Source organism: Lujinxingia vulgaris, from assembly GCF_007997015.1.
Classification (GTDB): domain Bacteria; phylum Myxococcota_A; class Bradymonadia; order Bradymonadales; family Bradymonadaceae; genus Lujinxingia; species Lujinxingia vulgaris.
The window spans coordinates 94017-119598 of sequence record NZ_VOSM01000006.1 but is presented as its reverse complement, the minus strand read 5'-3'; the positions used below and the strand labels follow the sequence as shown (position 1 = coordinate 119598).

18 protein-coding genes are annotated in these 25582 nt (G+C 67.0%); 7 read left to right on the top strand and 11 right to left on the bottom strand.

Going from position 1 to position 25582, the window contains the following annotated elements; all coding sequences use genetic code 11:
- The first annotated feature begins 248 nt into the window (after positions 1-248).
- Together rho and prfA are read left to right on the top strand one after the other, a co-directional pair.
- Positions 249-1496 carry a transcription termination factor Rho gene (gene rho / locus FRC98_RS13365; protein ID WP_146972021.1) on the top strand — a complete coding sequence of 416 codons (1248 nt, stop codon included), beginning with the start codon at positions 249-251 and terminating at the stop codon, positions 1494-1496.
- A gap of 100 nt (positions 1497-1596) precedes the next feature.
- Positions 1597-2664 carry a peptide chain release factor 1 gene (gene prfA, locus FRC98_RS13360; protein ID WP_146981944.1) on the top strand — a complete coding sequence of 356 codons (1068 nt, stop codon included), beginning with the start codon at positions 1597-1599 and terminating at the stop codon, positions 2662-2664.
- Between the two features lie 24 nt (positions 2665-2688).
- Here the strand turns inward: prfA and FRC98_RS13355 are convergent, their stop codons facing one another.
- From FRC98_RS13355 to FRC98_RS13345, 3 genes are read right to left on the bottom strand one after another with little or no spacing between them, the layout of a single operon-like run.
- On the bottom strand, positions 2689-4890 hold the full coding sequence (locus FRC98_RS13355; protein WP_146981943.1) for a hypothetical protein: 2202 nt from the start codon (positions 4888-4890) through the stop codon (positions 2689-2691).
- 22 nt (positions 4891-4912) lie between these two features.
- Entirely contained in the window at positions 4913-5596 is a 684-nt protein-coding gene (locus tag FRC98_RS13350) for a hypothetical protein (RefSeq protein ID WP_146981942.1), read from the bottom strand.
- A complete protein-coding gene (locus FRC98_RS13345; RefSeq protein WP_146981941.1) occupies positions 5593-6210 on the bottom strand; it encodes a hypothetical protein in 618 nt (205 codons plus the stop codon). The genes FRC98_RS13350 and FRC98_RS13345 overlap by 4 nt, the downstream gene beginning before the upstream one ends.
- A 68-nt stretch (positions 6211-6278) precedes the next feature.
- Here FRC98_RS13345 and FRC98_RS13340 point away from each other — a divergent pair, with 68 nt between their 5' ends.
- Entirely contained in the window at positions 6279-7391 is a 1113-nt protein-coding gene (locus tag FRC98_RS13340) for a LuxE/PaaK family acyltransferase (RefSeq protein ID WP_146981940.1), read from the top strand.
- 17 nt (positions 7392-7408) lie between these two features.
- On the opposite strand, the gene FRC98_RS13335 is transcribed toward FRC98_RS13340, so the two are convergent.
- Together FRC98_RS13335 and FRC98_RS13330 are read right to left on the bottom strand one after the other, a co-directional pair.
- Positions 7409-8506 carry an acyl-CoA reductase gene (locus FRC98_RS13335; RefSeq protein WP_146981939.1) on the bottom strand — a complete coding sequence of 366 codons (1098 nt, stop codon included), beginning with the start codon at positions 8504-8506 and terminating at the stop codon, positions 7409-7411.
- Positions 8503-10170 carry a hypothetical protein gene (locus FRC98_RS13330; protein ID WP_146981938.1) on the bottom strand — a complete coding sequence of 556 codons (1668 nt, stop codon included), beginning with the start codon at positions 10168-10170 and terminating at the stop codon, positions 8503-8505. The genes FRC98_RS13335 and FRC98_RS13330 overlap by 4 nt, the downstream gene beginning before the upstream one ends.
- A 142-nt stretch (positions 10171-10312) precedes the next feature.
- On the opposite strand from FRC98_RS13330, the gene FRC98_RS13325 reads away from it, so the two are divergent.
- On the top strand, positions 10313-11689 hold the full coding sequence (locus FRC98_RS13325; RefSeq protein ID WP_146981937.1) for a serine/threonine-protein kinase: 1377 nt from the start codon (positions 10313-10315) through the stop codon (positions 11687-11689).
- Positions 11690-11714: 25 nt separating this feature from the next.
- Here FRC98_RS13325 and orn read toward each other — a convergent pair whose 3' ends face one another.
- On the bottom strand, positions 11715-12293 hold the full coding sequence (gene orn, locus FRC98_RS13320) for an oligoribonuclease (protein ID WP_146981936.1): 579 nt from the start codon (positions 12291-12293) through the stop codon (positions 11715-11717).
- A 179-nt stretch (positions 12294-12472) separates the two neighbouring features.
- Here orn and FRC98_RS13315 point away from each other — a divergent pair, with 179 nt between their 5' ends.
- Complete coding sequence (locus tag FRC98_RS13315; protein ID WP_146981935.1) at positions 12473-16015, top strand: serine/threonine-protein kinase; 3543 nt, start codon at positions 12473-12475, stop codon at positions 16013-16015.
- Positions 16016-16018: 3 nt separating this feature from the next.
- On the opposite strand, the gene FRC98_RS13310 is transcribed toward FRC98_RS13315, so the two are convergent.
- Positions 16019-17623: a hypothetical protein gene (locus FRC98_RS13310; RefSeq protein ID WP_230467594.1), complete on the bottom strand. Its 1605-nt coding sequence runs from the start codon at positions 17621-17623 to the stop codon at positions 16019-16021.
- Positions 17624-17824: 201 nt separating this feature from the next.
- Here FRC98_RS13310 and FRC98_RS13305 point away from each other — a divergent pair, with 201 nt between their 5' ends.
- Together FRC98_RS13305 and FRC98_RS13300 are read left to right on the top strand one after the other, a co-directional pair.
- A complete protein-coding gene (locus FRC98_RS13305; protein WP_146981933.1) occupies positions 17825-18295 on the top strand; it encodes a peptidase associated/transthyretin-like domain-containing protein in 471 nt (156 codons plus the stop codon).
- Positions 18292-19557, top strand: a complete 1266-nt coding sequence (locus tag FRC98_RS13300; RefSeq protein WP_146981932.1) for a hypothetical protein — start codon at positions 18292-18294, stop codon at positions 19555-19557. The genes FRC98_RS13305 and FRC98_RS13300 overlap by 4 nt, the downstream gene beginning before the upstream one ends.
- 78 nt (positions 19558-19635) lie before the next feature.
- Here the strand turns inward: FRC98_RS13300 and FRC98_RS13295 are convergent, their stop codons facing one another.
- The 4 genes from FRC98_RS13295 to FRC98_RS13280 all read right to left on the bottom strand — a co-directional run bounded on the left by FRC98_RS13295 (position 19636) and on the right by FRC98_RS13280 (position 25305).
- Positions 19636-21051 (bottom strand): FliM/FliN family flagellar motor switch protein, encoded by a 1416-nt coding sequence (locus FRC98_RS13295; protein ID WP_146981931.1) that lies wholly within the window; start codon positions 21049-21051, stop codon positions 19636-19638.
- A 72-nt stretch (positions 21052-21123) separates the two neighbouring features.
- The gene (locus FRC98_RS13290; RefSeq protein ID WP_146981930.1) at positions 21124-21906 is read right to left on the bottom strand and encodes a hypothetical protein; all 783 of its coding nucleotides are present in this window, start codon (positions 21904-21906) and stop codon (positions 21124-21126) included.
- A gap of 152 nt (positions 21907-22058) precedes the next feature.
- Entirely contained in the window at positions 22059-23393 is a 1335-nt protein-coding gene (locus tag FRC98_RS13285; protein ID WP_146981929.1) for a DUF1015 domain-containing protein, read from the bottom strand.
- Positions 23394-23754: 361 nt separating this feature from the next.
- A complete protein-coding gene (locus FRC98_RS13280) occupies positions 23755-25305 on the bottom strand; it encodes an RCC1 domain-containing protein (protein WP_146981928.1) in 1551 nt (516 codons plus the stop codon).
- Between the last annotated feature and the right edge of the window lie 277 nt (positions 25306-25582).

Here is a 25582-nt window from a genome sequence, read left to right as displayed (position 1 = left end):
GCTCTGCCGCTCGCCATCCTCGGCGCCCGGCGCTCGCGGTTGCTACTCGGCGCAACCCCCGCTCGACCGCCTCACTCCCCCTTCTTCCACCCCAGATCCTACCCGCGCGCCCACATCACCGGCCCCCGACCCCACATCTGCGGTCTTCTGCCCTGATCTTTTGGCGCCCAGATCCCTCTCGCTTTTCCCTCTCTTTCTGATCCTGACCTGTCTGTCTTTAAGACTCCCCTCCCAAGGAGAACACCCCGATGAACCTGAAAGAACTCAAGGAGAAAAAGATCGGCCAGCTTACGCAGATGGCCAAAGAAGCCGGCATCGACGATGCTGGCAACCTGCGCAAGCAAGAGCTGATCTTCGCCCTCCTCCAGAAGCAGGCCGATAAAGAAGGCTCCATCCAGGGCGAAGGCGTCCTGGAGATCCTGCCCGACGGGTTCGGATTCTTGCGCGCCCCGGACTACAACTACCTGCCCGGGCCCGACGATATCTACGTCTCGCCAAGCCAGATCCGCCGCTTTAACCTGCGCACCGGCGACACTGTCAGCGGGCATATCCGCCCGCCCAAAGAGAGCGAGCGCTACTTCGCGCTGCTCAAAGTCGAGAAGGTCAACTTCCAGGATCCCGAGCACGCCCGCGAGAAGATCCTCTTCGACAACCTCACCCCGCTCTACCCCGAAGAGCGTCTGAAGATGGAGACCAAGAAAGACGAGTTCTCCACCCGCATCATCGACCTGCTCACCCCCATCGGTAAAGGCCAGCGCGCGCTCATCGTCGCGCCGCCCCGCACCGGTAAGACCGTGCTGATGCAGGACATCGCCAACGCCATCGGCGACAACCACCCAGACGTCGTCCTCATCGTGCTGCTCATCGACGAGCGCCCCGAAGAGGTCACCGACATGCAGCGCTCGGTGCGCGGCGAGGTCGTCTCCTCGACCTTCGATGAGCCGGCCCAGCGTCACGTGCAGGTCGCCGAGATGGTCATCGAGAAGGCCAAGCGCCTGGTCGAGCATAAGCGCGACGTGGTCATCCTGCTTGACTCCATCACCCGTCTGGCCCGCGCCTACAACACGGTTGTGCCCCCCTCCGGCAAAATCCTCTCCGGTGGTGTCGACTCCAACGCCCTTCACAAGCCCAAGCGCTTCTTCGGCGCGGCCCGTAACATCGAAGAGGGCGGAAGCCTCACCATCATCGCCACCGCGCTGATCGACACCGGCAGCCGCATGGACGAGGTGATCTTCGAAGAGTTCAAAGGCACCGGTAACTCCGAGCTGCACCTCGACCGCAAGCTCATGGAGAAGCGCATCTTCCCCTGCCTGGACATCAACCGCTCCGGCACGCGTAAAGAAGAGCTGCTCATGGAAGACAGCCAGCTCAACCGCGTCTGGATTCTGCGCCAGCTCCTCCACCCGCTCAACGTGGTCGACTCGATGGAGTTCCTCATCGACAAGCTCGGCAAGACCGACTCCAACGCCGACTTCCTGCAGTCGATGAGCGGCTGATCCTTTGCACGGTCTCTCAACGCCCCGGAGCCTCATCGCTCCGGGGCGTTCTCATTGCATTGACCTTTTCCTGTCTGATTGTTGGGCCTGAGCCGATCCCATGTTCGAAAAACTCAAAGAAGTTGAGGCGCGCTACCACCAGCTCAACAGCCAGCTGGCCGACCCCGAGGTCGCCTCCGACCCCAACACCTTCCGAAAGATCGCCAAAGAGCAGGCGCTGCTCCAGGAAGTCGTCACCACCTACCAGCGCTACCAGAGCGTCGAGGAGGAGATCGCCGAGAACCGCGAGCTCCTCTCCGAAGATGATGACGACGCCATCAAACAGATGGCCAAAGACGAGCTTGAGCGCCTCAACCCCGAGCTCGAAGCGCTCGCGCAGACTCTCAAACGCCTGCTTCTTCCCCGCGATCCGCTCGACGACAAAAACACCTACCTGGAGATCCGCGCCGGCACCGGCGGCGACGAGGCCGCGCTCTTTGCGGCCGACCTCTTTCGCATGTACACGCGCTACGCCGAGCGGATGGGCTGGAAGATCGAGATCGTCTCCACCAACGAGACCGACCGCGGGGGCTTCCGCGAGGTCATCGCCCTCATTGAGGGCGATAACGTCTACAGCCGCCTCAAGTTTGAGGCCGGCACCCACCGGGTGCAGCGCGTGCCCGACACCGAGAGCCAGGGCCGCATTCACACCTCGGCGGTCACCGTGGCGGTGCTGCCGGAGGCCGATGATGTGGAGATCAACATCCAGGACAACGATCTCAAGATCGACGTCTACCGCTCCTCCGGCCCCGGCGGGCAGTCGGTCAACACGACCGACTCCGCCGTGCGCATCACCCACCTGCCCACCGGGCTTGTGGTGATCTGCCAGGACGAGAAGAGCCAGCATAAAAACCGCGCCAAAGCGCTGCGCGTGCTGCAGGCCCGACTGCTGGAGCGCGAGCGCGAAGAACAACGCCAGGAGATCGAGGCCGAGCGCCGCGGTCAGGTCGGCTCCGGCGACCGATCCGAGCGCATCCGCACCTACAACTTCCCCCAGTCGCGCATTACCGATCACCGCATCGGCTTTACCACCCACCGCCTCGATGAGGTGTTGAGCGGCAACGTCGACGAGCTCATCGATCCCCTCATCGCGCACCACCAGGCTGAGGCGCTGCAAAACCTCGAATAAGCCTCCCCCTGCTCGTCGTCGCTGCTACTCCAGTCGAAGTTTGATGCGACCGCTACGTCCGTCTTCGGCCTCAATGCGGCCAGCCCAGGCCACCCGAAGCTGGGAGCTCTTCTCAACCTCGGCGAGGTTATCGATCATCGCCTCCGGCCGGCGCACATCGAGCATCAGCGGAAAACTCGCCAGGGTCTCCCTGTTGCCCAGGCACGCCCCGCCGCCGACCTCCCCGGCGGTGTTCTCGGCGATCTTCACATCCTCAATCACCACGCGGAAGGGAAGCTCATAGCCCGGCTCGCCGATGCGTCCGGCCAGCTCCCGATCCGGGGCGCTGACGGCCAGAATCCCGCCGCCGCTCTCGCCGGCGCGGTTCTTAAAGATCCCGCACCCGAGCATCACCTTCACGCTCGCGTTGATCGCCGCGATGCCCCCTCCCCCGCCCGAGGCCTGATTGGTGCTGAAGACCACCGACTCAAACTTCGCCTGACCGCCGCCCCGCACAAGCACCCCGCCGCCATGCCCCCCGCCGGCGCGGTTCTGGCTGACTTCGCCACCTTCCACCTGCAGCATCGCGCGCCCCACCGCAGCGAGTCCGCCGCCATGTTCGGTGGCCAGGTTGTTGAGCACGGCCACATCATGCGACTTCACCAGCGCGGCTTTCCCATCGCGCCCGATCGCCACGATGCCCCCGCCCAGCTCGGCGCGGTTCTCAAAGATCATGCAGCGCCGCTCCCCGGTGGCCCGAATCACAAGACGCCCGCCCATCACCGCGATCGCCCCGCCGGCACCCCGCGCGTCATTGCCGTCAAAGACCGTATCGACCACCCGGGCCAGTCCCCCGTCAAGCCCCAGCGCACCTCCCCAGCCCCGGGTCGTTTCGCTGTCTTCCGGCCCGCCAATCGCCCCCAGCGCGCGGTTGCGCTGCATCATGCAACGCTCGATCACCAGGGGCTTGGTGAGCTCCTCGGCCCAGATCGCGCCGCCCCGCCCCGCTCGGTTACTATCAAAAATACTCGCAACCACCCTCACCACGCTGCGCCTTATGCGCAGCCCGCCCCCACGCTTGGCCGACGCATTGCTCTTCCACACACAGCCCACAAAGCTCACATCGCGCCCGGGCAGCTCCTCGCCAGCGTCCTGAACTTTGACCGCCCCCAGCGAGAAGCCCTCAAACGCGCAGTTGATCACCGCCAGCGCGCGGCTCCCCACAACCTCCATCCCCCGCTGCGCCACACCCTCGCGCCCTACCAGATAACATCCCACCACCCCCTGCGACTGCCCGGCGCGCACCTTCAGCGCGCAGCGCTCCTCACTCGGCGCAAGTATTGTGACCCGCTCCTCATGATCCGGCATCGCCTGGGCGCGCAGCCAGGCCAGCCGCTCATCGACGCTCTCCACCCCCGGCATACAGTCGTTGACGATGACCACCCGGTCCGGCACCTCCAACGCCTCCTGATAGACGCCGGGACGCACGCGCACGACCACCGCTTTCTTCTGCTTGAGCACCTCCGAGAAGGCCCGCTTCACCCCCTCGGCCAGCGAGGTATACGGCCGGCGCATGCTCCCGTCAGCCTCCTCGCCAGGCTGCCCCTCAAAACCGCCATCGACATAGACCACCGGCGCAAGCTCCATGCCCGGCGGCACATAGTAGTCGAGGCGCTGCGCCTCTTCGCGCACCTGCTGGCGAACCTCCGCCTCATACTTCGCGCGGCGCTTCTCCCCCACCTCACCGTGCACAAAAGCCATCACCGACTCGCCGGCATCTTCCTCGGCGACCACAACTTCGGCCGGGGGTGCGCCGAAGTCGAGCGTTTCGCCAACCTCAATGGCCTCGGGAGGCTCTTCGTCAGCGCCGCGGAGCATATCCGCGCGCAACATCGGCGTGCGCTGCACCTCACGCCCCACATGCTCCACGCGACGCTCCAGCTCCTCGGCCTCCTCGGCACGCTGGCGCGCCACGTCGCGAAAAATCACGCCGACACCCAGGCTGGTCATCCCCCCGAAAAAATACAGCGCCGCGCTCCCCAGCGGATGCCCGCCCACACACTGACTCCAGCCGGCCCGCTCCAACTCCAGATACTCCGGCATCACCCCGGAGAGCGCCGCCGGAAGCAGCCCCTCACTGCCCAGCCAGCACCCCATCACCGGCACCAGCCCCACGGCCATCAGCAGGGCCCCCAGCCCCAGACAACGCCGCGTCCACGCGCGCGCTCTCTGCTCTGCCACACCCATCTTCAACTCCCGACCGCGCCGTTCAAAAGCGCCTCCTGACAAGCAACCACGCCGACATCACCATACTCGCCATGCCCATTATCGCCACCGCAACCAGCCGGCCCGCCCCGGCGAACACATCGACCGCTTCTCCTCCAAACGCCTCTAAACTCGCATAAGCGCTGGAAACTGGCACCCACCAATTCCCCCCTCCCCACGCCACGAGTGCTGCCTGCACACCCACCACTCCGGCCACCACCGCCCACGCCGCCGGCTTCCCTCGCAAAGCCACCCCCACGAGAAGTCCGCTGCCCAGGCCGCTGAAGAGCGCTCCCAGCAACGCCAGCGCAAGCCACCCCACCGGCGGCGAAGACGCTCCCATCACGACCGCCACCGCCACAAACCCCGCCGTGGCCAACACCCCCACAAGCCCCGTGGCTCGCAACGCCCCCATCACCTGCGAGCCGGCGCCCACCCCCAACGCCCCCTCACGGGCCCAACGCCCCCACTCCGACCGCACCTCCCCACAGGCCAGCAACGCCCCGGTCCCATAGACCACCGCCGACATCGCCCCCCACGCCTCCTCCCCCCCCGGCGCAAGCCCCATCACGCCTGCCGCCAGCAGCGGCCCGGCGCACACCCACGCCCCGCTCCGCACGCCCCCGGCCAACAACGCCTCCAGCCGGCGGTCCGCCAGCACCGCCGCTTCATATCCGTCCCACTTCATCGCGCCACCTCCAGCACCGCGCCGGCCGGCGTCGTCACCTGCTCCACATCCTCCAACCCCACCGCGCTGCTGCTGATCACCAGCGCCGCACCGCTCGCCAGGATGACCTCCCGCATCACCTTGAGCTTTGCCCGACGAGCGACCTCATCCCCTTCGATCTTCACCACCCAGTCCCGCGCGCCTAAGAGCGCGCACTCCCCGACCTCCACCTTCCAGCGCGCCAGTCCGTCGAGTTCACGAAGCCGCCGCGTGCGCACCTCGCTCAACCCCAGCGTCGCGATCATCGCCTCGACCCGCTCCCCTCGCACCTCCACCGGCTCCGTGCGTAGCCCAAGCTCGGCGGCGTACCCCAGCATCCGCTCCACCTGAAGCCCCTCATAGCGCTCGCCACCCTCGCCAGACACATACCCCACCGCATCGCGCCGGCCCGACTCCCCCCGACCTCCTTTCGCCGCAGCCCGCTGCGCCCAAAGCCCCTTCATCACCGCATCAAAAGTCGCATCACTCCCCCCCACAAGCGCGCGCACCTCCCCGGCCGCGACCTCAAAGCTCACCTCGCCAGCCCGGTCTCCAGCCGCCTGGTCCACCCTGAGTTTTGTTGCCCGAATCACCATGTTACCCTCCGCCGCGCGCCGCATCGGCCGCGCCGACCTTAACTCCACACGCACACAACCTGCCTGCTATGACCTCTCGCGACCAGCTCCTCAACACCCTCCACGACGCCATCGCCGCCTGGAACCCCACCGAAGACCCGCTCACCTGGCCCGAGGATCACCTCCTCGACCTCGCCAGGCCACTCTTCGACTACCAGTACACCCACAACCTCGCCTACCGCACCCTCTGCCGCAACCGCGGCGTGAGCCCCTCGGCCGATCTGCGCCTGGAGCAGATCCCGGCGGTGCCCACCGACGCCTTCAAGGCCCTCGATCTCTTCAGCGGCCCGGAGCGCGCGCGCACCTTCCGCACCAGCGGCACCACACAGGGCGCGCGCGGCCAGCATCATTTCGCGACGCTCGAGCTCTACCGCGCGGCGATGCACCCGACCTTTGTGCGCTTCTGCAACCCGGAGAAGTCCGCGCTGCGCCTGATCATTCTGGCCCCCTCCCCGGCCGATCTTTCCGACAGCAGCCTCTCGTTTATGCTCGGCGAACTCATGGAGCGCTGGGGCGCCGGGGGAAGCGCCTTCGTCATTAACCTTCGTGACAACGCCTGGCACCTCGACCCCACCACCCTGGAGCGCGCCCTCGATGAGGCCTGCGCCGACACCACCCCCACCATGCTATTGGGCACGGCCTTCGGGTTTGTAGAACTCCTCGATCGCGCCGACGCCTGCTGGCAGCTCCCCCCCGGATCGCGCCTGATGGAGACCGGCGGCTTTAAAGGGCGCTCGCGCACCGTCGACAAGGCCGACCTCTACCGCCTCTTCGAGGAGCGCCTGGGCATCCCGGCGGGGCGCTGCATCAGCGAATACAGCATGACCGAGCTCTCCAGCCAGACCTACACCGACGCCCTGGCCAGCCCCGAGCCCACCGGCCGCCTCTTTGCCCCGCCCTGGCTCAACCTCTCGGTGGTCGACCCGCTCACGCTTCAACCCCTGAGCGAGCCCGGCGCCACCGGGCTGATTCGCTTTATCGATCTGGCCAACCTCGACAGCGTCATGGCCGTTCAGACCTCCGACCGCGGCATCCTCCACCCCGACGGTTCGCTGGAACTTCTGGGGCGCGCCCCCGATGCCGAGTTGCGCGGCTGCAGCCTGACCATTGAAGAGATCGTCGAGGGCGTCGACCCGCGCTGAGGCCGCACCCACCCGGCTCAGAGCTCGGAGCACTCCACCACCCGGGCCCAGCTCAAGAGGTTGGCCCGGCCGTCGTGCCACCAGCGCAGCGGCACGGCCTGCATCTGGCCGGCCGGCGCCACGCGCGTCGCCCCCAGCGACGCGACACGCTCCACAACGCCCGCCCTCTCACGCCACGCCCCGGCCAGCGCCACCCCCTGCACATGCCCCACCGGCACCCCCACCGCCTGAGCGATGTTCTCAACCTCATCGACCCGGTGCAGGCTCACGGCGTGCGGCGAGGACTCACCAGCCTCAAAGGCCCCCGCGGCCAGACGCACATAGCCCACGCCCCGCACAAAGACCTCCCCGGTCATCTGCGCAAGGCTCAACGCCTGAGCCCGCGCCGACGCCGCGCCCTCCTCCATGCGATCGGCGCCCAGGCGAGCCTCAACGTCGGCGATCGCCTCCGCAAGCTCCTCTCCGAAGAGCCGGCAGCGGGAGGCATCGCCCACAACGATCACCGCCCGCACCGAGAAACACCCGGCCTGACGCCACATCACGACATCCTCGGCGATCTTCTGCGCCTCACTGCGAAGATCGATCGTCGGCCCATCGACCATCACCGCAAAGCTGACCCGATGGCCGTAGCCCACCACCCGCACGCCGGGCACCCGCGCGCGCACCTCGGCCAGCGTCGCATCACTGCCGCTGACAACCACCACCGGCGCCTCTTGCCAGCGCTCCCCCTCCAGCACCTCCCAGCCCGCAAGTTCGCATAGCGCGCGCCCGAACGCCTGGCCTCGCCGCGACACTTTCACCCCCTGGCGCACACCCGCCATCGCCCCGAGCAGCGCAGGCCCCACGCCCGCGCCGGGGAGCGCCGGCCAGATATGATGCACCCGATCCGGCCACATAAGGTGCTGGCCCGGCCCCACCGCCTCAAGCTCGCGTCGCAAGGCCTCGGCGGCTGCATCCACCTCCCAGCTCCGCATGTGCAGCTGAAGTCCCTCGCGCGCCATCGCCTCCGGCCACCCGTCGGTGACCATCGCCTCAACCAGCGCTTCTTTCCCCGCCTCAAAACACGCCAGAATCGCGCGCCCCGCCTCAACATCCACCCGCTTTGCGACACTCACTTCGGCTCCTCATCACCGGTCGCCGGGGGCAAGGTCTCGTCGACGCGAGCCTCCGGCTCACCACCGGCCCAGGCATCTTCGAGCCACAGCACCACCTGCGCCCGATCCACGCGATCGCCCACGCCGGCGCGCACTTTCACCGCCTCAAAAGGCTCCAGCCAGCGCGCCAGATCCTCGGGCCCCTTCTCCTCAAAGATGCCGCGCAGCGCCCCCAACTCCACATAGATGCCGCCGCCGCTGCGTCCGGCAAGCATCCCCTCAAGCTCGCGCCCCTCCATAAGACCGCCCTCGGTCTGCGGGCTGCGCTCCCAGCGGTTGGCGTGATCAAAAGCCACCGCGCTATCGACCAGGAGCACGTGATCATCGCCCAGGATCAACGCCCATTTGAGCTCCCCATCTTCGATCCAGGCGTACTGAATCATGTGGCGAATCACCTGCCGCTGCAGCTTCCCGCGGCTGACCTGGGTGAGCGAGTTGAGCATATCTTCGACCGGGCGCCGCTCCTTAATGGGCAGCAGGACCGCATCTCGCGTGCTCTTAAGGCGCACCAGGGTAGCGAGCGCCGCGATGCCCTCCTGCTCAAAAAAGCTGCTCTCCAGGCCGTAGATCACCACCAGCGCCTGGCCGGTGAGCTGGCCGACAACATCGCCCATCACATCGACGCGAAGCTCCTCATTGAGCTCCTCGATCCACTGGTCGAGGCGCTGGCGATCCTCGGCCGAAAGCGTCCCGCGCACAAACTCCACAAACCGCTCGGGGGAGGCCGAGATACGCACCGCGCCGAGCACCCCGGGGCGCACCAGCCCGCCGACCGGGGGAATATCGCCTGCGGCCTCTCCCAGATCTTCGATGCTGGTGGCCACCCCACTCACACCCGGAGTGCCCACCTCCAGCTCCACCTTGCGCCGGGTCGCATCCAGCCCCGCGCGAAGATGCACCCACCCCAGCTCACGGGCCATCCTCTGCGCCAGCACCCCGGCCTGACCCTCCCCGCTCAGCCCCTCGGCCAGCCGCCCGGCCGAGATCATCGCCGAGATTGGCCGCGCCTGACTCGTCGTCAGAAAACGCCGGTGCGCCCCCACCTCCAGCGCTCGCTCCCCCAGCCCCAGCACAACTTCATCAAGACTGGTCTTCGCCTCCTCGCCCACAAACCAGCCCACCGCCCAGCGCCGCGCGTCCATCACCGCCCAGCCCTTAAGCGCCCCCTCAGCGTCATGCAGGCGCAACGCATGCTCCGCCCCTTCCACCTCAAACCCGCGCGCCTCAAAGCCCCACAACGTACGTGCCGCTTCAACATCGACGCCCGGCTCGCGCCAGCCGGCGAGCACCACCTGCCCGTGCGCCAGATACCCCACCGCCGGCAAACGCTGCCCGGCTCCCATCGACGACCACACCTCGCCAGAGACCACCCCTTCAAGCGCCTCACCGACCACCGGCGCCCGATCCATCATCCCGCCCAGCGCGCTCTCCAGCGCCGCGAGCTCCTCGGCAAAGACCACCACCTGCGCCGTCTGCGGGATCATCTCCCCCAGCATCAACGCCCCCTCCTGCCCTGTCGGCGGCGCCGGCGGCTGGCATCCCTCACACCCCGCCCCGGCCAGCATCACCAGCAACAGCAACGCCCCCACAGCGTGCGCCAACACCCCGGCTCTTCTCTCGTTCATCGTGTCCTTCAATCGCTCTTGGGACCATTCTCCTTTCCGACTATACTACAGGGAAGAACACGCCGACCACCGCCCCTGTGCATCCCTCGGTCGCCCCGCATCGCGCCCTCGGCGCGCCGATTTCCTCCACCGCGAGCCCCCCGTGAAGAGCACCCTGATCGAGCTCCCCCCTGACTCCCAGGGCCTTGACGAGGACAGCATCGACTTCATCCGCGCCAACTCCGTCGAGGAGCTCGCTCAAAAGACCGCCATCGACTCCCAGGCCGTGCTCAACCGCGTGCTCCTGCCCGGAAAACGCTTCGGCGCCTACCACATCCTGGGCTTTGTCGCCGCCGGGGGCATGGGCGAGATCTACGCCGCCCAACGTCTCAAAGACGACGGCTCCCGCTCCCAGCCGGTCGCCCTCAAGGTCATCACCGCCGAGTTCGCCAACGACTGGCGCATCATCGAGCGCTTCAAACGCGAAGCGCGCATCTCCAAAGCCATCCGCTCCAAACATGTGGTGCGCGTCTACGAGTTTGGCGAATCCCCCGACGGCCACGCCTTCCTCTCCATGGAGCTGCTCACCGGCGAGGAGCTCTTTGACAGCCTGCACCGCAACAAAACCATCCCCGCCGACGAGCTCGCCAGGCTCGCGCTGCAGGTCCTCAAAGGCCTCCACCAGATCCACCAATCGGGCTTTGTGCACCGCGACATCAAACCCGAAAACATCTTTTTGGCTCGCACCCCCGAGGGCGATGAGATCGTCAAAATCCTCGACTTCGGCATCGCCAAACGCGCCGATCAGAAGTCCGATCCCCTCTTAAGCGTCGTCGGCCAGATCTACGGCACGCCGCAGTATCTGGCCCCCGAACAGGCCGTAAACCCCGACGTCGACCACCGCGCCGACCTCTACTCGCTGGGCGTCGTCCTCTACGAATGCATCACCGGCAGCCTCCCCTTCGATGGCGACTCCTCCTACGCCCTGATCCTCGCCCACCAGAGCCAGGATCCCCCGCAACTTCCCTCCTCGGTCGACCCGGAGTTCGCCGCCATCATCACCCGCGCGCTCGCCAAAGATCCCGACGACCGCTTCCAGAGCGCGCTGGAGATGGGCCAGACCATCAAGCGCTGGCTCGACACCGACCACTGGTCGCGCCCCCGTCACGCCACCGAAGCGGACCACATCCCGCCGGTGATCGACACCTCGATGGACGATCTTCTCTCCACCTCACCGCGCTCCCCCAACACCGACGACAACCTCCAACCCACCCTCATCGGCTCCCCGATGTCCGCCCGGCAGGCGCCCGCATCAGAGCACGCCCCCACCGCGGTGATGGCCCCGGCCCATCGCGAGCCCGACCTGACCGACTCCGCCGATCTGATCGTCGCCCCGCCCCCCGAAGACTCCACCGAACTTCGCTCGCCGCAAAACGAAGCCCCCCTCTCAGCGGCCGACGCCCAGAAAGCTCAGATCATCACCGGCATCGCGCTCGGCCTGATCATCCTGGCGATCGGCTACGCCTTACTCACCTTCTGATCGACCTGATCGACTTACCTTCTGATCAGCGTCGCGTCGCAAAGGTCGCGCTGCCCCCCGGCGCCACAAAGACCTCCGATCGGTAGAACTTCAACTCCTCGATCGAGTCCTTGATATCGTCGAGCGCCCGGTGGCTCTGCTCCTTACGCGGCGGCATCGCCACCCCGGCCGGATACCACCGGCGCACCACCTCTTTGACCGACGACACATCGATGATGCGGTAGTGCAGGTAGTCCTCCAGCCGCGGCATGTACTCCGCCAGAAAACGACGATCCTGCCAGATCGAGTTCCCGCACAGAGGCGCGCTGTTCGGTCCGCAATGCTCCTGCACAAAGGCCAGGGTCTGGGCCTCGGCCTGCGCCAGCGTCAGCTTCGAAGCCTTCACCGCCGCGGTCAGCCCGGACTTGCCGTGGTGCTCGGTGTTCCAGGCATCCATCGCGTCGAGCACCTCGTCGCTATGATGAATCACAAGGTTGGGCCCCTCGGCCACAATCTGCAGCTGAGAGTCCGTGATGATCGTGGCGATCTCCAGGATCGTGCACGTCTTCGGATCCAGCCCGGTCATCTCCAGGTCCACCCACACCAGATTTCGATCACTTGCCATGCGCCCTGCTTTTTCAATGGTCAGTCGTCCTGCCGCGCCCGCGACCATCGCCGGCGCGCTGCCCCCTGCCCTACCAGCCCCCCCGCGACCTGCGCAACCTTCGCCATTCCATCCCGACCCCGCATCCTCTACACTACGTTACACCACAGCTTCTCACCCCCTTGCGCACGGCAGCTCCTATGGCGATCTCCCTGGCAGACTTCACCCTCAACCGTCCCCTGGGCCGCGGTGGCATGGGCGAGGTCTGGCATGCCACCCATAACCCCACCGCCACCGAAGTTGCGATCAAGATCATCACCAGCAAGCGCGCCACCGATCCTCACTTCTTAAAAAGTTTCCACCACGAAGTTCGCTCGGTAGCCCGCTTAAGCCACCCGGGCATCATCCGCGTCTTCGACACCGCCACCGTCACCGCCGCCGAGGCCGCCCGGGCGCCCTCCCTCCTCACCCCCGATTCGCCCTACCTGGTCATGGAGCTCGCTGCCGGCTCGTTGCGCGAGCTCTCCGAACACGCGCTGAGCTTCGCGCAGCAACGCGCCATCCTGCTGGCCATCCTCGATGCCCTGGCCCACGCCCACGCCCGCGGGGTGATTCACCGCGATCTCAAACCCGAAAACGTCCTGATGGTGCACGGCCCCGACGGCCCCACGCTCAAACTCTCGGACTTCGGGCTGGCCCACGCCCTCGACGATCACCCCGACGCCGGGCAGAACACCCGCGTCGCCGGCACCCCGCGCTTTATGGCACCCGAGCAGATCCTGGCCCGCCTGCGCGACCAGGGCCCGTGGACCGATCTTTACGCGCTGGGATGTCTGGCCTTCTGGCTGGCCAGCGGCAGCCCGCCCTACTCCGGCGCCACCACCGAAGACATCCTCCACGCCCACCTGCACCTGCCTCTGCCGCCGCTGGAGACCGACACCGATCTTCCCGCCCCCTTCGGCGCCTGGATCGGGCGTTTGCTGGCCAAACATCACGCCGATCGCTACCAGTTCGCCGCCGACGCCGCCTTCGATCTGGAGCGCCTCAGCGACGCCTCCCCCGCCCCACCTCTGCCCTCGATCCCCACCACCCCATTACGCCCGACCTCCGCCCCCCCCGGAGAGCCCACCGAGCTCGACGCCACCCTCACCGCCCTCTTAGAGACCGCCGCCCTCCACACGCCTCAAGACCTCCCGCGCGGCCCCCTCGACACCTCCCACACCCACGCTCACGGCCCGCTCTTCCCACCCACCTGGGAGTCCCCCCGCGACCGCGTCGCCCTGCGCCCCGACCACCTCCGCGGCACCGGCCTTGGTCTTTTCGGACTTCGCCCCATCCCGCTCGTCGACCGCATCCCGGCCCGCGACGCCCTCTGGCGCGCGCTGCGCGAGGTTCACACCACCGCCACACCGCGCGCGCTTGTGCTCAGCGGCCCCTCCGGCGTGGGCAAAACCCGCCAGGCCACCTGGCTCTGCCAGCGCGCCCACGAGCGTGGCGTCGCCTTCGATGTGCACGCCCCGCACAGCCCCATCGCCTCCCGACTTCAGGGCTTACCCGCGCTGCTCAACGACCTCTTCCGCTCCCATAACCTCCCCCACGACGCCCGCATCGAGCGCGTGCGCGACACCCTCAGCCGCACGGGCCCCCTGGGCCCCGACGAGCTCGCCGACTGCATCGAACTCGCCAGCTTAAGCGACCCCGGAGATCGCCACCGCGACCACCACGCAGCCCAGGCAAGCCCCGGGCAGCGCTACGCCCTGATCGCCCGCACCCTCAAACGACTTTTCCCTCACCGCCCCCTCGTCCTCCACCTCGACGACGTCCACTACGGCCTCGACACCCTGCGTTTTGCCCTCTTTCTGCTCGACCTCCCCGACGAGCTCGCTCCTCCCACCCTCATCGTCGCCACCTCCCGCGACGATCTTGCGGCCACACGCCCCGACGAGGCGCTGCTGCTCGACCGCCTCAAAGATCATCCCCGCACCACCGCCCTTGAGGTTGAGCCCCTGGCCGAAGACGACCACCGCACCCTCGTCCAGCACCTGCTCGGCCTCGACAGCGATCTTATCGAAGAGCTCGTCGACCGCACCCGCGGAAACCCCCTCTTTGCCGTACAGCTTGTCGGCGACTGGGTCGCTCGCGACATCCTCACTCCCTCCCCCGAAGGTTTCCACCTTCGCCCCGGCGAGCAGGCGCCGCTGCCCGACTCCATCGACGCGCTGCTGCGCGACCGCGTCTCACTGCTCATCGCATCGTTGGGCTCGACCCGCGAGAAAGACGCCCTCTTCGCCCTGGAGATCGCCGCCGCACTGGGCCAGGACATCGACCCGGATGAATGGCGCGCCGCCTGCTTCAACGCCGGCGTCACCATCCCCCCGGAACTTCTCGAACACCTCACCCTGGCGCGCCTGGCAGAAGCCGACCCCAACCGCTGGCGCTTTCTGCACGGCGCGCTGCGCGAATCGCTCCAACGCCTGGCCCATGAGCACGATCGCTGGAGCACCCATAACCTTCACTGCGCCCGCGCTCTGCAGGCCATCTTCCCCGACTCCACCCCCGAGCTCGACGCCCGCATCGGCCGCCACCTGCTGGCCGCCGGCCTCCACACCGCCGCGCTGGAGCCCCTGCTCCGCGCCGCCGAACACAACCGCCTCACCAGCGACTTCGCCAGCGCCCTGCAGCTCTTCGATCTGGCCGAAGACGCGCTCAACAACCTCAGCGAGCACGATGACGCCATCCACCTGCGCCTGACCACCGGCCGCGCCCGCACCCTGGCCAAACAGGGACACACCGACACCGCTCAAACCCTGCTCGACGCGCTTCCCCCCCACGCCGACCCGCAACTCGACGCCCAGCGCCTCTTCTCGGCCGGCGTGATCGCGCGCACCCGCGGTGAAGTTCGCGCAGGCCTCAACCTCGCCACTGCCTGCCTGGAGCGCCTCAAACCCCTGGCCACCCCTGACGCTTCCTCCGAGGTCGCACGCGACTTTGCAAAAGCGCTGCAGCTCTTCGCCGACCTCCACTACTCCCGCGGACATCTCGAACAGGCCACCGACGCCTACCACCGCTCCCTCCCCTGGGCCGAACGCGCCAACTCCCCCTCCGACCAGGCCTCCAGCTGGCTCGGACTCGCCGCCGTCAAACTCGCCAGCGACCACCCCCGAGACGCCCTGGACCCCACCCACAAAGCCCGCCAACTCTACGACGAAACGCGCAACCTTCACGGCGTCGCCCAATGCGACAACGCCCTCGGTGAGATCTACCGCTTGCTCAACCAACCCCGCGAAGCCCTGCACTTCTACCAGCTCGCCATCGACACCCTTCAGCGCATCGGCGTCTCCCAGACCGGCTCCATGCGTTTCAACATCGGGATGTGCCTGGCCTCACAGCGCAACTTCTCGGCGGCCCGGCCCCACTTCGAGCATGCCCTCAAAGCCATGCAGGCCGCCAACGTCTCGGGTTACCTCGGCGTCGCCCACATCGCCCTGGCAGCCTGCGCCTCACACACCCCCGACTGGGACGCCTTCGACCACCACCTCCAGCGCGCGAGCCTCGCGCTTGTGAGCTCCGGGATGGTCAACCTCGACACCGCCGCCCTGGCCGAGCTCACCACCGAGCAATGCCTGCGCCACCACGATCATGAACGCGCACAGGCGGTCGCCTCCATCGCCCTCGACCACCTGGAGCGCCTGGGCCTCGACGGGCGCGCCCGGGCCCTGCGCGCCACCCTCCCCCCCTCCTGAAACTCAGAGGTTCGGGAAGCCCGCATACACCCGATCCTGAATCTCAATGGTCTGCTGCGGCCAGCGAATATCCCCGACCTCCCAGAACTGACGGTTGGTCAGACGCCGACGACGCATCTCCAGCTGCAGCTCCCCGCCCAGATAGATCCTCACCGTCGCGTAGCTCTCCCCGTAGCCGTGATCCGCGTAATAATACACGCCCACCCGGTACCTCACCCCGCTCTCCGGCTCATCCAGATTGATGTTCTCGGGCCCCCACCCCGTCACATTATCAATATCCAAGCCCGGGTTATCGCGCGTCACGCCCGGCTGACCCCAGTCCGGCGTCTTATTCTGCCAGTGGCAGTCCCACGGCGAGCTGTTCCAGGCGCCGCCGAGCCCATCTCGCAGGAGGTGCAGATCCACGTCGCTGCCGCTGCGATCATCGCGGGTGCTGTCCCGCGGCGTATCCCAGACAAGCTGCACGTGAATGTCGCGATCGGTGCGCGTCTCGATCACCATCCGCGCCGGCTCGCAGGAGCGCGTGCCCTCCGCATCCGTCACATGCAACTCCACCACATAGCGGCCCACAAGCTCCAGGTAGAGCCGCTGCAGCGAGGGATCGCCGTTCTCGGCGAGCGTCACCGCCGTATCGCCCGGTCGCTCCGCCAGTGTCCACTCATAGCCCACCACCGGCTCACCGTTGGCCGCAATGCTCCCGCGCCCGGTCAGCTCCACCGTCTCCAGCGGACGTCCCAGAAACTGCCCGCGCGGCGCCGCCTCGGCGCTCCCCTCGATCCCGCGCACCCCGATCTGCGCGATCGGGCAGGCCGGCGGCGCGCCCTCACCCACAAGCTCCACCTCACGCTGCGGCTCCAGCAGATCATCGCTGTTCAACCGCACCAGACCCCGGTACTCCCGCGACTCCGTCGGCGTAAAGGTCACCGGAATCAGCACCGTCTCACCTGCCGCAAGCACCCGCTCTTCGCCGCGCGCATCGGCCGCATCGGCCATCTCAAAGCCGTCGTCACCCTCGAGCTCCTCGACCCACACCCGCGTCTCCACCTCGCGGCTGCAGTTGGTCGCCCGCAGCGCCCGCTCCACCGGCCGACCCCGCTCCACCATCCCGAAACGCAGCGGTCCCACCGGCAAGAGCTCCAGGCAGGGAAGATCGGTATTGGCCAGAAGTTGAACCTCATGCTCGGACTTCTCCGGATCGTTGGTCCGCACCCGCATCACCCCCTGCACCCCCTCGTCGGTCTCGGCCCGGTAGCTCACCTGCACAAGCACCGACTCCCCCGGCAACAGCTCTCCGGGAAGACCGTCGAGAAACTCCGGATAATGCAGCTCAAAGGGCCCCTCCACGCTCACCGAATCCAGCGCCAGCCGCGCGCGTCCCACGTTGGTCAGCTCCGCATCGCGAACCTCCACCTGGCCCGGCGCCACGTCCGCAAAGATCAGGCGCGCCGGCGCCTCCAGCTCGGGCTGCCCGTCAAACTCGTAGGGGCTCATATCCCAGGGCACGAAAAAATCGCTGTACGACACCACCACATCATCGGAGGGACACCCCGCCAGTAGCAGCGCCATCATCCCCAGAATCACACCCGAAACTACGCCCGGCTTGTGCATTATCCGCTCCATGCTCATATCGTCTTCACCCGCCGGTGATCCGGCGCGTGACTTCTGCTCGCGTTGACATCCTGCCACGGCTCAAAAACGCTGCAAATTTCATTCCCAACCGGCATCTTCATGCCCGCCCTCGCCGCGCTTCCCGCCACACAGACCTTTTAGTAAGGTCTTATACCACATCGACAGTCGCAGGGATAAAACATGCCGCACCCCGGCCACAGCCACACCCACATCACCACGCGTCTCGCTGCGCTCGTGCTTTTCGCTTTGAGCCTCACCTGCGCTGCTATCTTCGCCGGGTGCGCGCCCAACTACGCCTCCACCACACCTTCAAAAGATGCCCCGGCGCTGCTCAAACTCGAAGTTGAGCCCGACCACGCCGAGATCTACTTGAACGACGACTACCACGGGGTGATCAACCGCTGGCGCGATCACACCTTGAGCCTAGCGCCGGGCCAGTACCGCCTCGAACTCCGAGCTCCGGGCCACATCCCCCAGCGCTTCGACCTCGATCTCCCCCCCGACCAGATCACCCGGGTGCGCCTGACCCTTGAGCCCGAACTACACAGCCCCGAGCCCACCGACCCCGACGCGACCACCCCAGGCTCCCCCTCCAGCAGCCCGCTCGATCCGCCATCTCCTCCCGACTCCGGCTCCCCCGATCTGCCATGACCTCCTCCTCGCTCGACGCCGACATCCGCTCGCTCCCCGCCCTGGCACAGGCCCTGGCTGATCCGCAGACCTCCCTTATCATCCTGCGCCCCGATGGCCACTGGCACCTCGAACAGGCCGGCACGCTCTCCTTCCAGAACACCCCGCTCTTGCCGGCCACCGTCAACCGCATCTTGGAGCACCTCGACGCCCGCGGCCCCTCCAGCTGCCTGACCCGCTGGTGGATTCAACCTCTGCCCGGCTCCCCCCAACCCTTTGCGCTGCTCACACCCCGGCCCGACATCGCGCTCTGCCCCCTGGCCCAGAATACCCGCGAGCTGCTCCGCCCCCGGCTCAGCTCCCCGATCAACGGGCTGATCTTCAGCCCCACCGCCCCCCCGCGCCAGAGCCTACTCCTCTGGCTGACCACGCGACTTCCCCGCGAACTTCTCCTCTACGTCTCACCAGTACCGCCGATCGCGCCCTCCAGTGTGCCGCTGATTCATCTTCAGCCTCCCCACGATCCCCACAGCCGCGCCCACCTCGCGCGCCTCGCTCACAGCGCTTCCGCGCTGATGTGGGACGCCCCCATCGATGCCGCCGACCTCCCCCTGCTCTATGCACCGCACAGCCCCAGCCACCGCTGGCTTGCCACCGATCTCGATCTGCTCCCGGCCCGGCTCCGAGACGCCATCCTCCCGCATAACCACCTGCAGATCGGGCTGCGTGCAGACCACAACACAGCCACCATCACCTACCTCGCAAGCCACCGCCCCGAGGGCTGGGCCACCCTTCTCGATCTCGAATCCCGCGACCTCCCCGCCGAGATGCCCTCGCCAGCGCGCAGCACATCCGAGCACACCTCCCCGCTGACCCACACCCACCCCACTCGCGCCGAGATATCACCGGCCACCATCCTCCAGAGCGGAGAGATCGACCTCGACGCCCTGCTCGGCGATCCCCTCGATCGCCAGGCCACCCTCCAGAACATCTCCTCCCCCAACCTCCAGGGCGAACGCCTCGACCGCGCCCTCTCCCACCTCCAGGCCGACGTGGACATCGACGCCCTCGAGATCCCCGAGGTGGAGCTCGATCAACTCCGCCAGACCGTCGAAAGCGACGTCGCCCTCGACTCGCTCCGCGAGCTCCGCGCTCAATCCCTCCACGATGCCATCGATCGCAGCGACGACACCACCGACGATACCCCCATCGAAGCCACCGATGAGATCGACGTCCCCGAGGCCATCGCTCGCCTCCACCACCAGCGCGCCTCCAAAGACTGAGACGACGATCGGAAAACAGAGGCCATAAACTGCGCCGTGAGCAGAAACCGATGCCGTACGCTCACGGCGCAATGCGACTCAGGAGCCGACCTGCTCCACACGCACTCCCAGCCTCCCCTCCACCTCCACAAGCTCCCCGCGGGCCACCTCCCGCTCTCCCACCATCAGCCGCACCGCCCCGCCCACCGGCGCCCCCGTCTCCAGCACCTGCCCCACCATTAGGCGGCTGAGCTGCCCGAGCGCCATGCGCACCTCACCCACCACAACCTCCACCTCAACTTCCGCACGCTCCACAGCTTCACTCATCGCATCCTCCCGGGTGTCATCATCGTTTGTCGTCGTGCTCTCCTCAGGCTCAGCGTCCTGCGCCTCACCCACTTCAAACATCCACGCACCGCCCTCCCCCGCCCGCAGCGCCCCCGCCCAGCGCGCCCGCGGGCCAAAACTCAGCTGCGCCTCAAAGCGAACCTCCTCCCCCCTGCCAACCTCCCCTCCCATCACCACCACATCACCCGGCCCCAGCCCTCGCGCCTCCTCCAACCTCAACCCCACTCGCCCCACACTGAGTCGGCCCACCCCGGGGATCGCAGCCCAGCGCGCCACCTCGACCGCCGGGGCACGAAGCTGGCCGTGTACCATCCGCACAAGTGACCAGGGCATCGCCAGGCGCAGCTGACCGCGCACCCCGCCATGCTCCACCTCCAGCACCCAGGCCACATAGGGCGGCCTCGACGCCCGCATCAGCTCCACCTTCGCCCGCCCCGGCAAAGGGTTCACCCCCCAGGTCACCTGCGGCCAACCGCAGCGGCGCATCGCCCCGGAAAACACCTCCCCGAGCACCGCGCAGACGGCACCATGGGCCTGCTCTCCCCCCAGATGCCCCAGCTCCAGCGCGCTGAGCCACCGACGCGCCAGCGCCTCGTCGACCCACACAAGCCCCCGCTCCCACCCCGGCATCACCCGCCACCAGGTCGAGGCCCCGCCACTCAACACCTCCCCATCATCGTCCCAATGCACCCCCACCCGGGCCCTCCCAACCCCGCGCCAACCCTCGGCGATCGAGCCCTCCATACCCCGGAGCACCTCCGCGCTCATCCGCTCCCCGCCGAGCACCTCCACAAAATCCGCCAGCGCCCGCGCCTGGGCCTGCGTCACTGAGGCCAGCCGCATCCGGTCCCAGGGCCGCACCTCGCGCGTGGCCTGCACCGCCTTCACGCGCCGATGCGCGGCCTCCCCGGCGGCGGCAGCATCGATCACCGGACGCGTCTTCGCGTCGAGCGAAGGCATCGTCACCGTCGCCTCATCCGCGCCGGCCTCCTCCACCCCGGCCCGCGCCGGCCTCCCGGGGCCGGCCACCGCTTCCACCCGCACCGTCACCGCCTCCAGCGCCTCGGAGACCACCACCGTCGGCTCATCGTCAGCCCGGGCCTGATGCTCCCTGCGCATCTCCTGAAACCACCCCGGCAACTCCAGCAACTGCGTCTTCTCATCCACCTCAGACCTCATCTCTTTCGTTGACCATCCTTGATCACCTCACACCCACCACAGGGCCCCGATCCCCTCGACCTACGTCACAATCTCCACCGCATTTAAGCGCACCCCGCGCGCCCCGGCGCCGCGCACCATCTCCGACTGGCTGCTCAAAAGCTCCCGGGCCAGCCCCTCATCGCTGGCCCGCATCCGCACCGCGTACCCGTCGTGCTCTTTGAGCAGCCTCACCCGCAACGTCCCCCGCCCCGGCACATCCAGCTCCAAAAACATCACCTTTCGCCCCTGGGCGTCCTCGCCAACCTGGGCGGCCTTGACCATCGCCTCCACGATCTCCCCGAGCTCCGCCGGCCCCCCGCCAACCTCCTCGCTTTTGGCCTCACCCACCTCCACCACCCCGCGCTCCGGCTGAAAACCCTCCTCGACCACCACCGCCGCATCCTCCTCACCTCTCACATCGCCCCCCTCCCAGCCCTCCTCCGAGCCGGCCTTCGCCCCCTGCGTCTCCTCGCCATTCTGCGCGCCGCCACGGGCCTGTACGCCGGCATCGCTCCACCCCTTGTCCCCCCGCTGCACCGCCCCCTGCTCCACCGCCCGCTCGTAATAATCCCCCTCCAGCCTGGCATCCTGCTCACCCGCAAGCCCCGCAGCCTCATCGAGCAGAGGAGCATCCTTCAACACGCCGTCTTTCAAAGGAGCATCCTTTATCGCTGAATCCTTCATCGGCGCTTCCTTCAACAACGCCGCAAACGCCCCGGGGTCCCCACCCCGACGCGCAGCCTTTGCCCCGGCAAGTGACGTCGCCGACTTCTCTCCCGCCCGCGCCTCAGGTGCTGCCGACTGCCCGATCTTCATACCCATCTGGCCTCCTCGCTACCGCGCTCTCACACGCACGCTTCCCACCTCCCTATTATCGAGCCCCGCTCGCCAGTCTTGCGTCCGACCCCCGATCTTTTTTCAAAAAAAAAGCGAGGCCCTCTCGGGCCTCGCCATAAAACACCGTGCGCCGGCGCTTAAAGCAGGTTGATCACAAGCCCGCTTAAGACCTTGGGATAAAAGAAGGTCGACTTCTGCGGCATCTTCCCGCCCGAGAGGCACACCCGGTTGACCTGCTCCACCGGCGTGGCGTTCATAAACACCACCATCTGATGGCCCGGCTCATCGAGCGCCGCCCGCGCCTCGGCCCACCCCTTGACATAACCCAGGTTGGATTTGGCCTCCTGAGCGGCCCGATCGATGCCCAGCATCCGATCGAAGAGCGCCTCATGCAGGATCGCCACATCAAGTCTGCGCACCTCCTCGGGCGTCTCCTCATCGAAGACCGGCGCGTCCACTCCGCCCACATACTGCACCAGCAAGAGGGCCTCATCGGACTCCATCGCCACCACAAAGCTCGGATACTCCCGGCCGGCCGCCTCCAGCCGCTCGCGCAGCCCGTCGAGATCGTCCAGAAGATCCCACCCCAGATCCTCCACCCGGTAAAGTCCCGCGCTCTCGAGCTGCGCGCGCAGCCTCGCCCCGTCAAACCCTTCGACCGAATGCACCACCCGGTGGGTCGGAAAGACCTGCAACCCCGGGTCGTGCATATTGACCAGAAACCCCATCACAAACTCATAAGGCGCATCCGCATCGGCCTCCTCGGCCACCTCCCGGCGAAAGTCCCGGTACGCCAGCGCCGTCTCGTAGCGATGATGCCCGTCGGCGATCAAAAGCGGCCGCTCTTGAAGCCCCTGCGCCACGGCCCGATGCACCACCTCATCGCGCACCGCCCAGAGCTGATGGCGAATCCCATCCTCGGTGCGAATATCCAGCGCCGGCGCCTCCCCCCGGGTCGCCCCGTAGAGCGGTCCGTCGACCTCCCCTTCCTCATCATCATAAAGAAAGAAGATCTGACTTAAGTTGGCGTCGGTTGACTTCATCAGCTCCAGCCGGTCGGCCTTGGGCCCCTTCAGCGTGCGCTCATGCGGCAGCACCACCCGCTCCTCGTACTCGGCGAGCCGCACCAGCGCCATAAACCCCTGACGCCGATACACCGTGCCGGCCTCATCCTCAAACTCCTGCACGTGCACATACACCGCAGGCTCCGGCTCCAGGATCATCACCCCCTGTGCCAGCCAGTCGAACATGTAGCGGCGGGCGCGCGTGTAGCGGTTATTCTCCACATTATCACTGGCCTGACGGCGGTTCAGATCCAGACGCACCACGTTCTGCGGATGCCGCCGGTAAAGCTCCCCCAGCATCGCCTCGTCAATCACATCATAAGGCGGCGCCACAACCTTTGACGCCTCCTCCGGCCCCATCGACTCCCACCCATACCGCACGCCTCGAAACGCCTTTACTTCCGCCATCGCCTGTCCGTCCTCATCTTTAGTCTTCCGCTCAGTCAGGGTGCAGCACCACGACCACTTCTTCGCATCTCCCGCCACTAACACACCCCCTCCCACCCCGTCGACACTCGCCAGCCCAACACCCGAGTCCCCCCAGACCTTCCAACCGGGTGCCAGGCACTCGTGCAGATTCGGCACTCGTGCAGATTCGCCCGCGTGCCAGGCACTCGTGCAACTTCGTCCGGGTGCCAACTTCGTCCGGGTGCCTGGCACTCGTGCAACTTCGTCCGGGTGCCTGGCACCCGCACACCTCCCCTGAATGAAAAAACCGGCCCTCACAGGCCGGCTTTTCTTCAATCATCCTCTCTACGCTCTCTACGCCTCAGAAAGGCCAGACGATTTCAGCCCCTTCAAAGAGGGCTTCTTCACTGACGTTTCCGCGTCCCAACGCCCCGGCCGAGTTGTCACCCCAGCACAGAAGGCTCTTATCCGAGGCGCGCACCCCGCAGCTATGCGCGAATCCAGCGCCCACCGTTTCCCAGACTTCTTCACTGACCTGAGCCGGGAAGGGAAACTCAGCGGTCACCGGATCAAAGCCCAGTTGGCCGCTGGTATTGCTTCCCCAGCAGTTCAATGTGCCCTCGGGCGCCAATCCGCAGCTAAACGTCGCTCCGCTCACCACCGAGCTCAGCTCCACCGAGCCCACCGCGCGCGTCGTCGGGCTGTTCTCCCGGCGCGTCTCCCCCGTTCCCAGCTGATACGCGGCGCCTTCACCCCAGCACTGCACGTCATCGGGAGACTCGCCACCGTCCACCACACCACACGCGTGCACAAGCCCGGCCGAGATCGCGGAGAACTCAAGCTCCCCGGCGTAGGCCCGCGGCTCGGACACCGTGTCGCCGTTCGGTCCCACCACCGCGGCGTCGGCGCGACCCCAGCAATAGAGGGCGCCGGCGTCGGTCAACGCGCACGTAAACCCATCGCCCGCACTCACGGCCGACCAGGCGCTCACACCATCGGCTTCCACAAGCACAGGCTCGGTCGCCTCACTCACCTCACTGCCCAGCCCCGTGGCACCCTGGGTGGAATCACCCCAGCAGTAGAGCGCACCACCGGCGCGAATCCCGCAGCTATGCGAGCCGCCGGCGCTCACGCTCTCCCAATCACTCTCGGTGCCAACCTGAACTGGCGAGTTGGAAGAGGTTTCACCCGTGCCCAGCGCACCTTCAGCGGAGGTGCCCCAGCAGTAGAGCGCACCCTCCTCAGAGATCGCGCAGGTATGGCTGGCCCCGGCATCCACCGCAGACCACGTCCCATCCACCAGGACGGCCTCCGCCGAAGACGCGCCTGCCCCATCTCCGAGCTGCCCCTCATCACCATCGCCGAAACACACCAGGTGCCCGTCGAGCAAGATCGAGCAGGTATGACCCGCTCCCCCACTCACCGACGCCCATTCTGGCGGATGCACCTCAAAGCCGCGCGTGGCCGCAACCTCACCATCGACCACCACGCCAAGCTCATACTCCCCGTACTCGAGCCCCTCCAGATCAAAGGCCTGCCCCTCCTCACACGCCACGGCCTCTGCCGCTGCCCCGTCCAGGCTCAGCTCACACGCCACCTCACAGCCCTCCTCACAGGTCACGACCACACCGCTTACGCTGCGGAAATAGGTGCGCCCCTCGGGAAGCCCCTCCACCTCCACGCTCACATCGCCGCCGCCGACGTCGGTGTCTTCATCCCCACCATCGGCGTCCTCCTCAACATCGGCATCCTCCTCCCCACCAATATCACCGGCATCCTCCTCCCCACCCACATCACCGGCATCCTCTTCCACCCCCACATCCTCCACCGGATCTTCCTCCGGCTCTCCGCATCCCCACGCCGCACACAACCCCACCGAAAGCCCCAACGCCACCAACAGTTCACGCTTCATCTCGTCTCCCTCGACTCGAAGTTCTCCATCAACACACACGCTAAAAAGGTCCCCATCCTTATCGCCAACCCGCGCTCCCCACACAAGTTTTGATTCGTAACACCCCGATCGAATGCCTGGCACCCGGTCTTTTCGATCATGCTCGACTGCCTGGCACCACGGTGAATCTGTACGACTGCCTGGCACCCGGTCTTCTCAATCTTGCTCGACTGCCTGGCACCACGGTGAATCTGTACGACTGCCTGGCACCCGATCTTCTCGCACCCGAATCTGTACG

Bases quoted from the DNA above. Each gene is read 5' to 3' on its own strand.
- rho (WP_146972021.1), top strand. From the start codon at position 249: ATGAACCTGAAAGAACTCAAGGAGAAAAAGATCGGCCAGCTTACGCAG.
- prfA (WP_146981944.1), top strand. From the start codon at position 1,597: ATGTTCGAAAAACTCAAAGAAGTTGAGGCGCGCTACCACCAGCTCAAC.
- FRC98_RS13355 (WP_146981943.1), bottom strand. From the start codon at position 4,890: ATGGGTGTGGCAGAGCAGAGAGCGCGCGCGTGGACGCGGCGTTGTCTG.
- FRC98_RS13350 (WP_146981942.1), bottom strand. From the start codon at position 5,596: ATGAAGTGGGACGGATATGAAGCGGCGGTGCTGGCGGACCGCCGGCTG.
- FRC98_RS13345 (WP_146981941.1), bottom strand. From the start codon at position 6,210: ATGGTGATTCGGGCAACAAAACTCAGGGTGGACCAGGCGGCTGGAGAC.
- FRC98_RS13340 (WP_146981940.1), top strand. From the start codon at position 6,279: ATGACCTCTCGCGACCAGCTCCTCAACACCCTCCACGACGCCATCGCC.
- FRC98_RS13330 (WP_146981938.1), bottom strand. From the start codon at position 10,170: ATGAACGAGAGAAGAGCCGGGGTGTTGGCGCACGCTGTGGGGGCGTTG.
- orn (WP_146981936.1), bottom strand. From the start codon at position 12,293: ATGGCAAGTGATCGAAATCTGGTGTGGGTGGACCTGGAGATGACCGGG.
- FRC98_RS13315 (WP_146981935.1), top strand. From the start codon at position 12,473: ATGGCGATCTCCCTGGCAGACTTCACCCTCAACCGTCCCCTGGGCCGC.
- FRC98_RS13310 (WP_230467594.1), bottom strand. From the start codon at position 17,623: ATGCACAAGCCGGGCGTAGTTTCGGGTGTGATTCTGGGGATGATGGCG.
- FRC98_RS13305 (WP_146981933.1), top strand. From the start codon at position 17,825: ATGCCGCACCCCGGCCACAGCCACACCCACATCACCACGCGTCTCGCT.
- FRC98_RS13300 (WP_146981932.1), top strand. From the start codon at position 18,292: ATGACCTCCTCCTCGCTCGACGCCGACATCCGCTCGCTCCCCGCCCTG.
- FRC98_RS13290 (WP_146981930.1), bottom strand. From the start codon at position 21,906: ATGGGTATGAAGATCGGGCAGTCGGCAGCACCTGAGGCGCGGGCGGGA.
- FRC98_RS13285 (WP_146981929.1), bottom strand. From the start codon at position 23,393: ATGGCGGAAGTAAAGGCGTTTCGAGGCGTGCGGTATGGGTGGGAGTCG.
- FRC98_RS13280 (WP_146981928.1), bottom strand. From the start codon at position 25,305: ATGAAGCGTGAACTGTTGGTGGCGTTGGGGCTTTCGGTGGGGTTGTGT.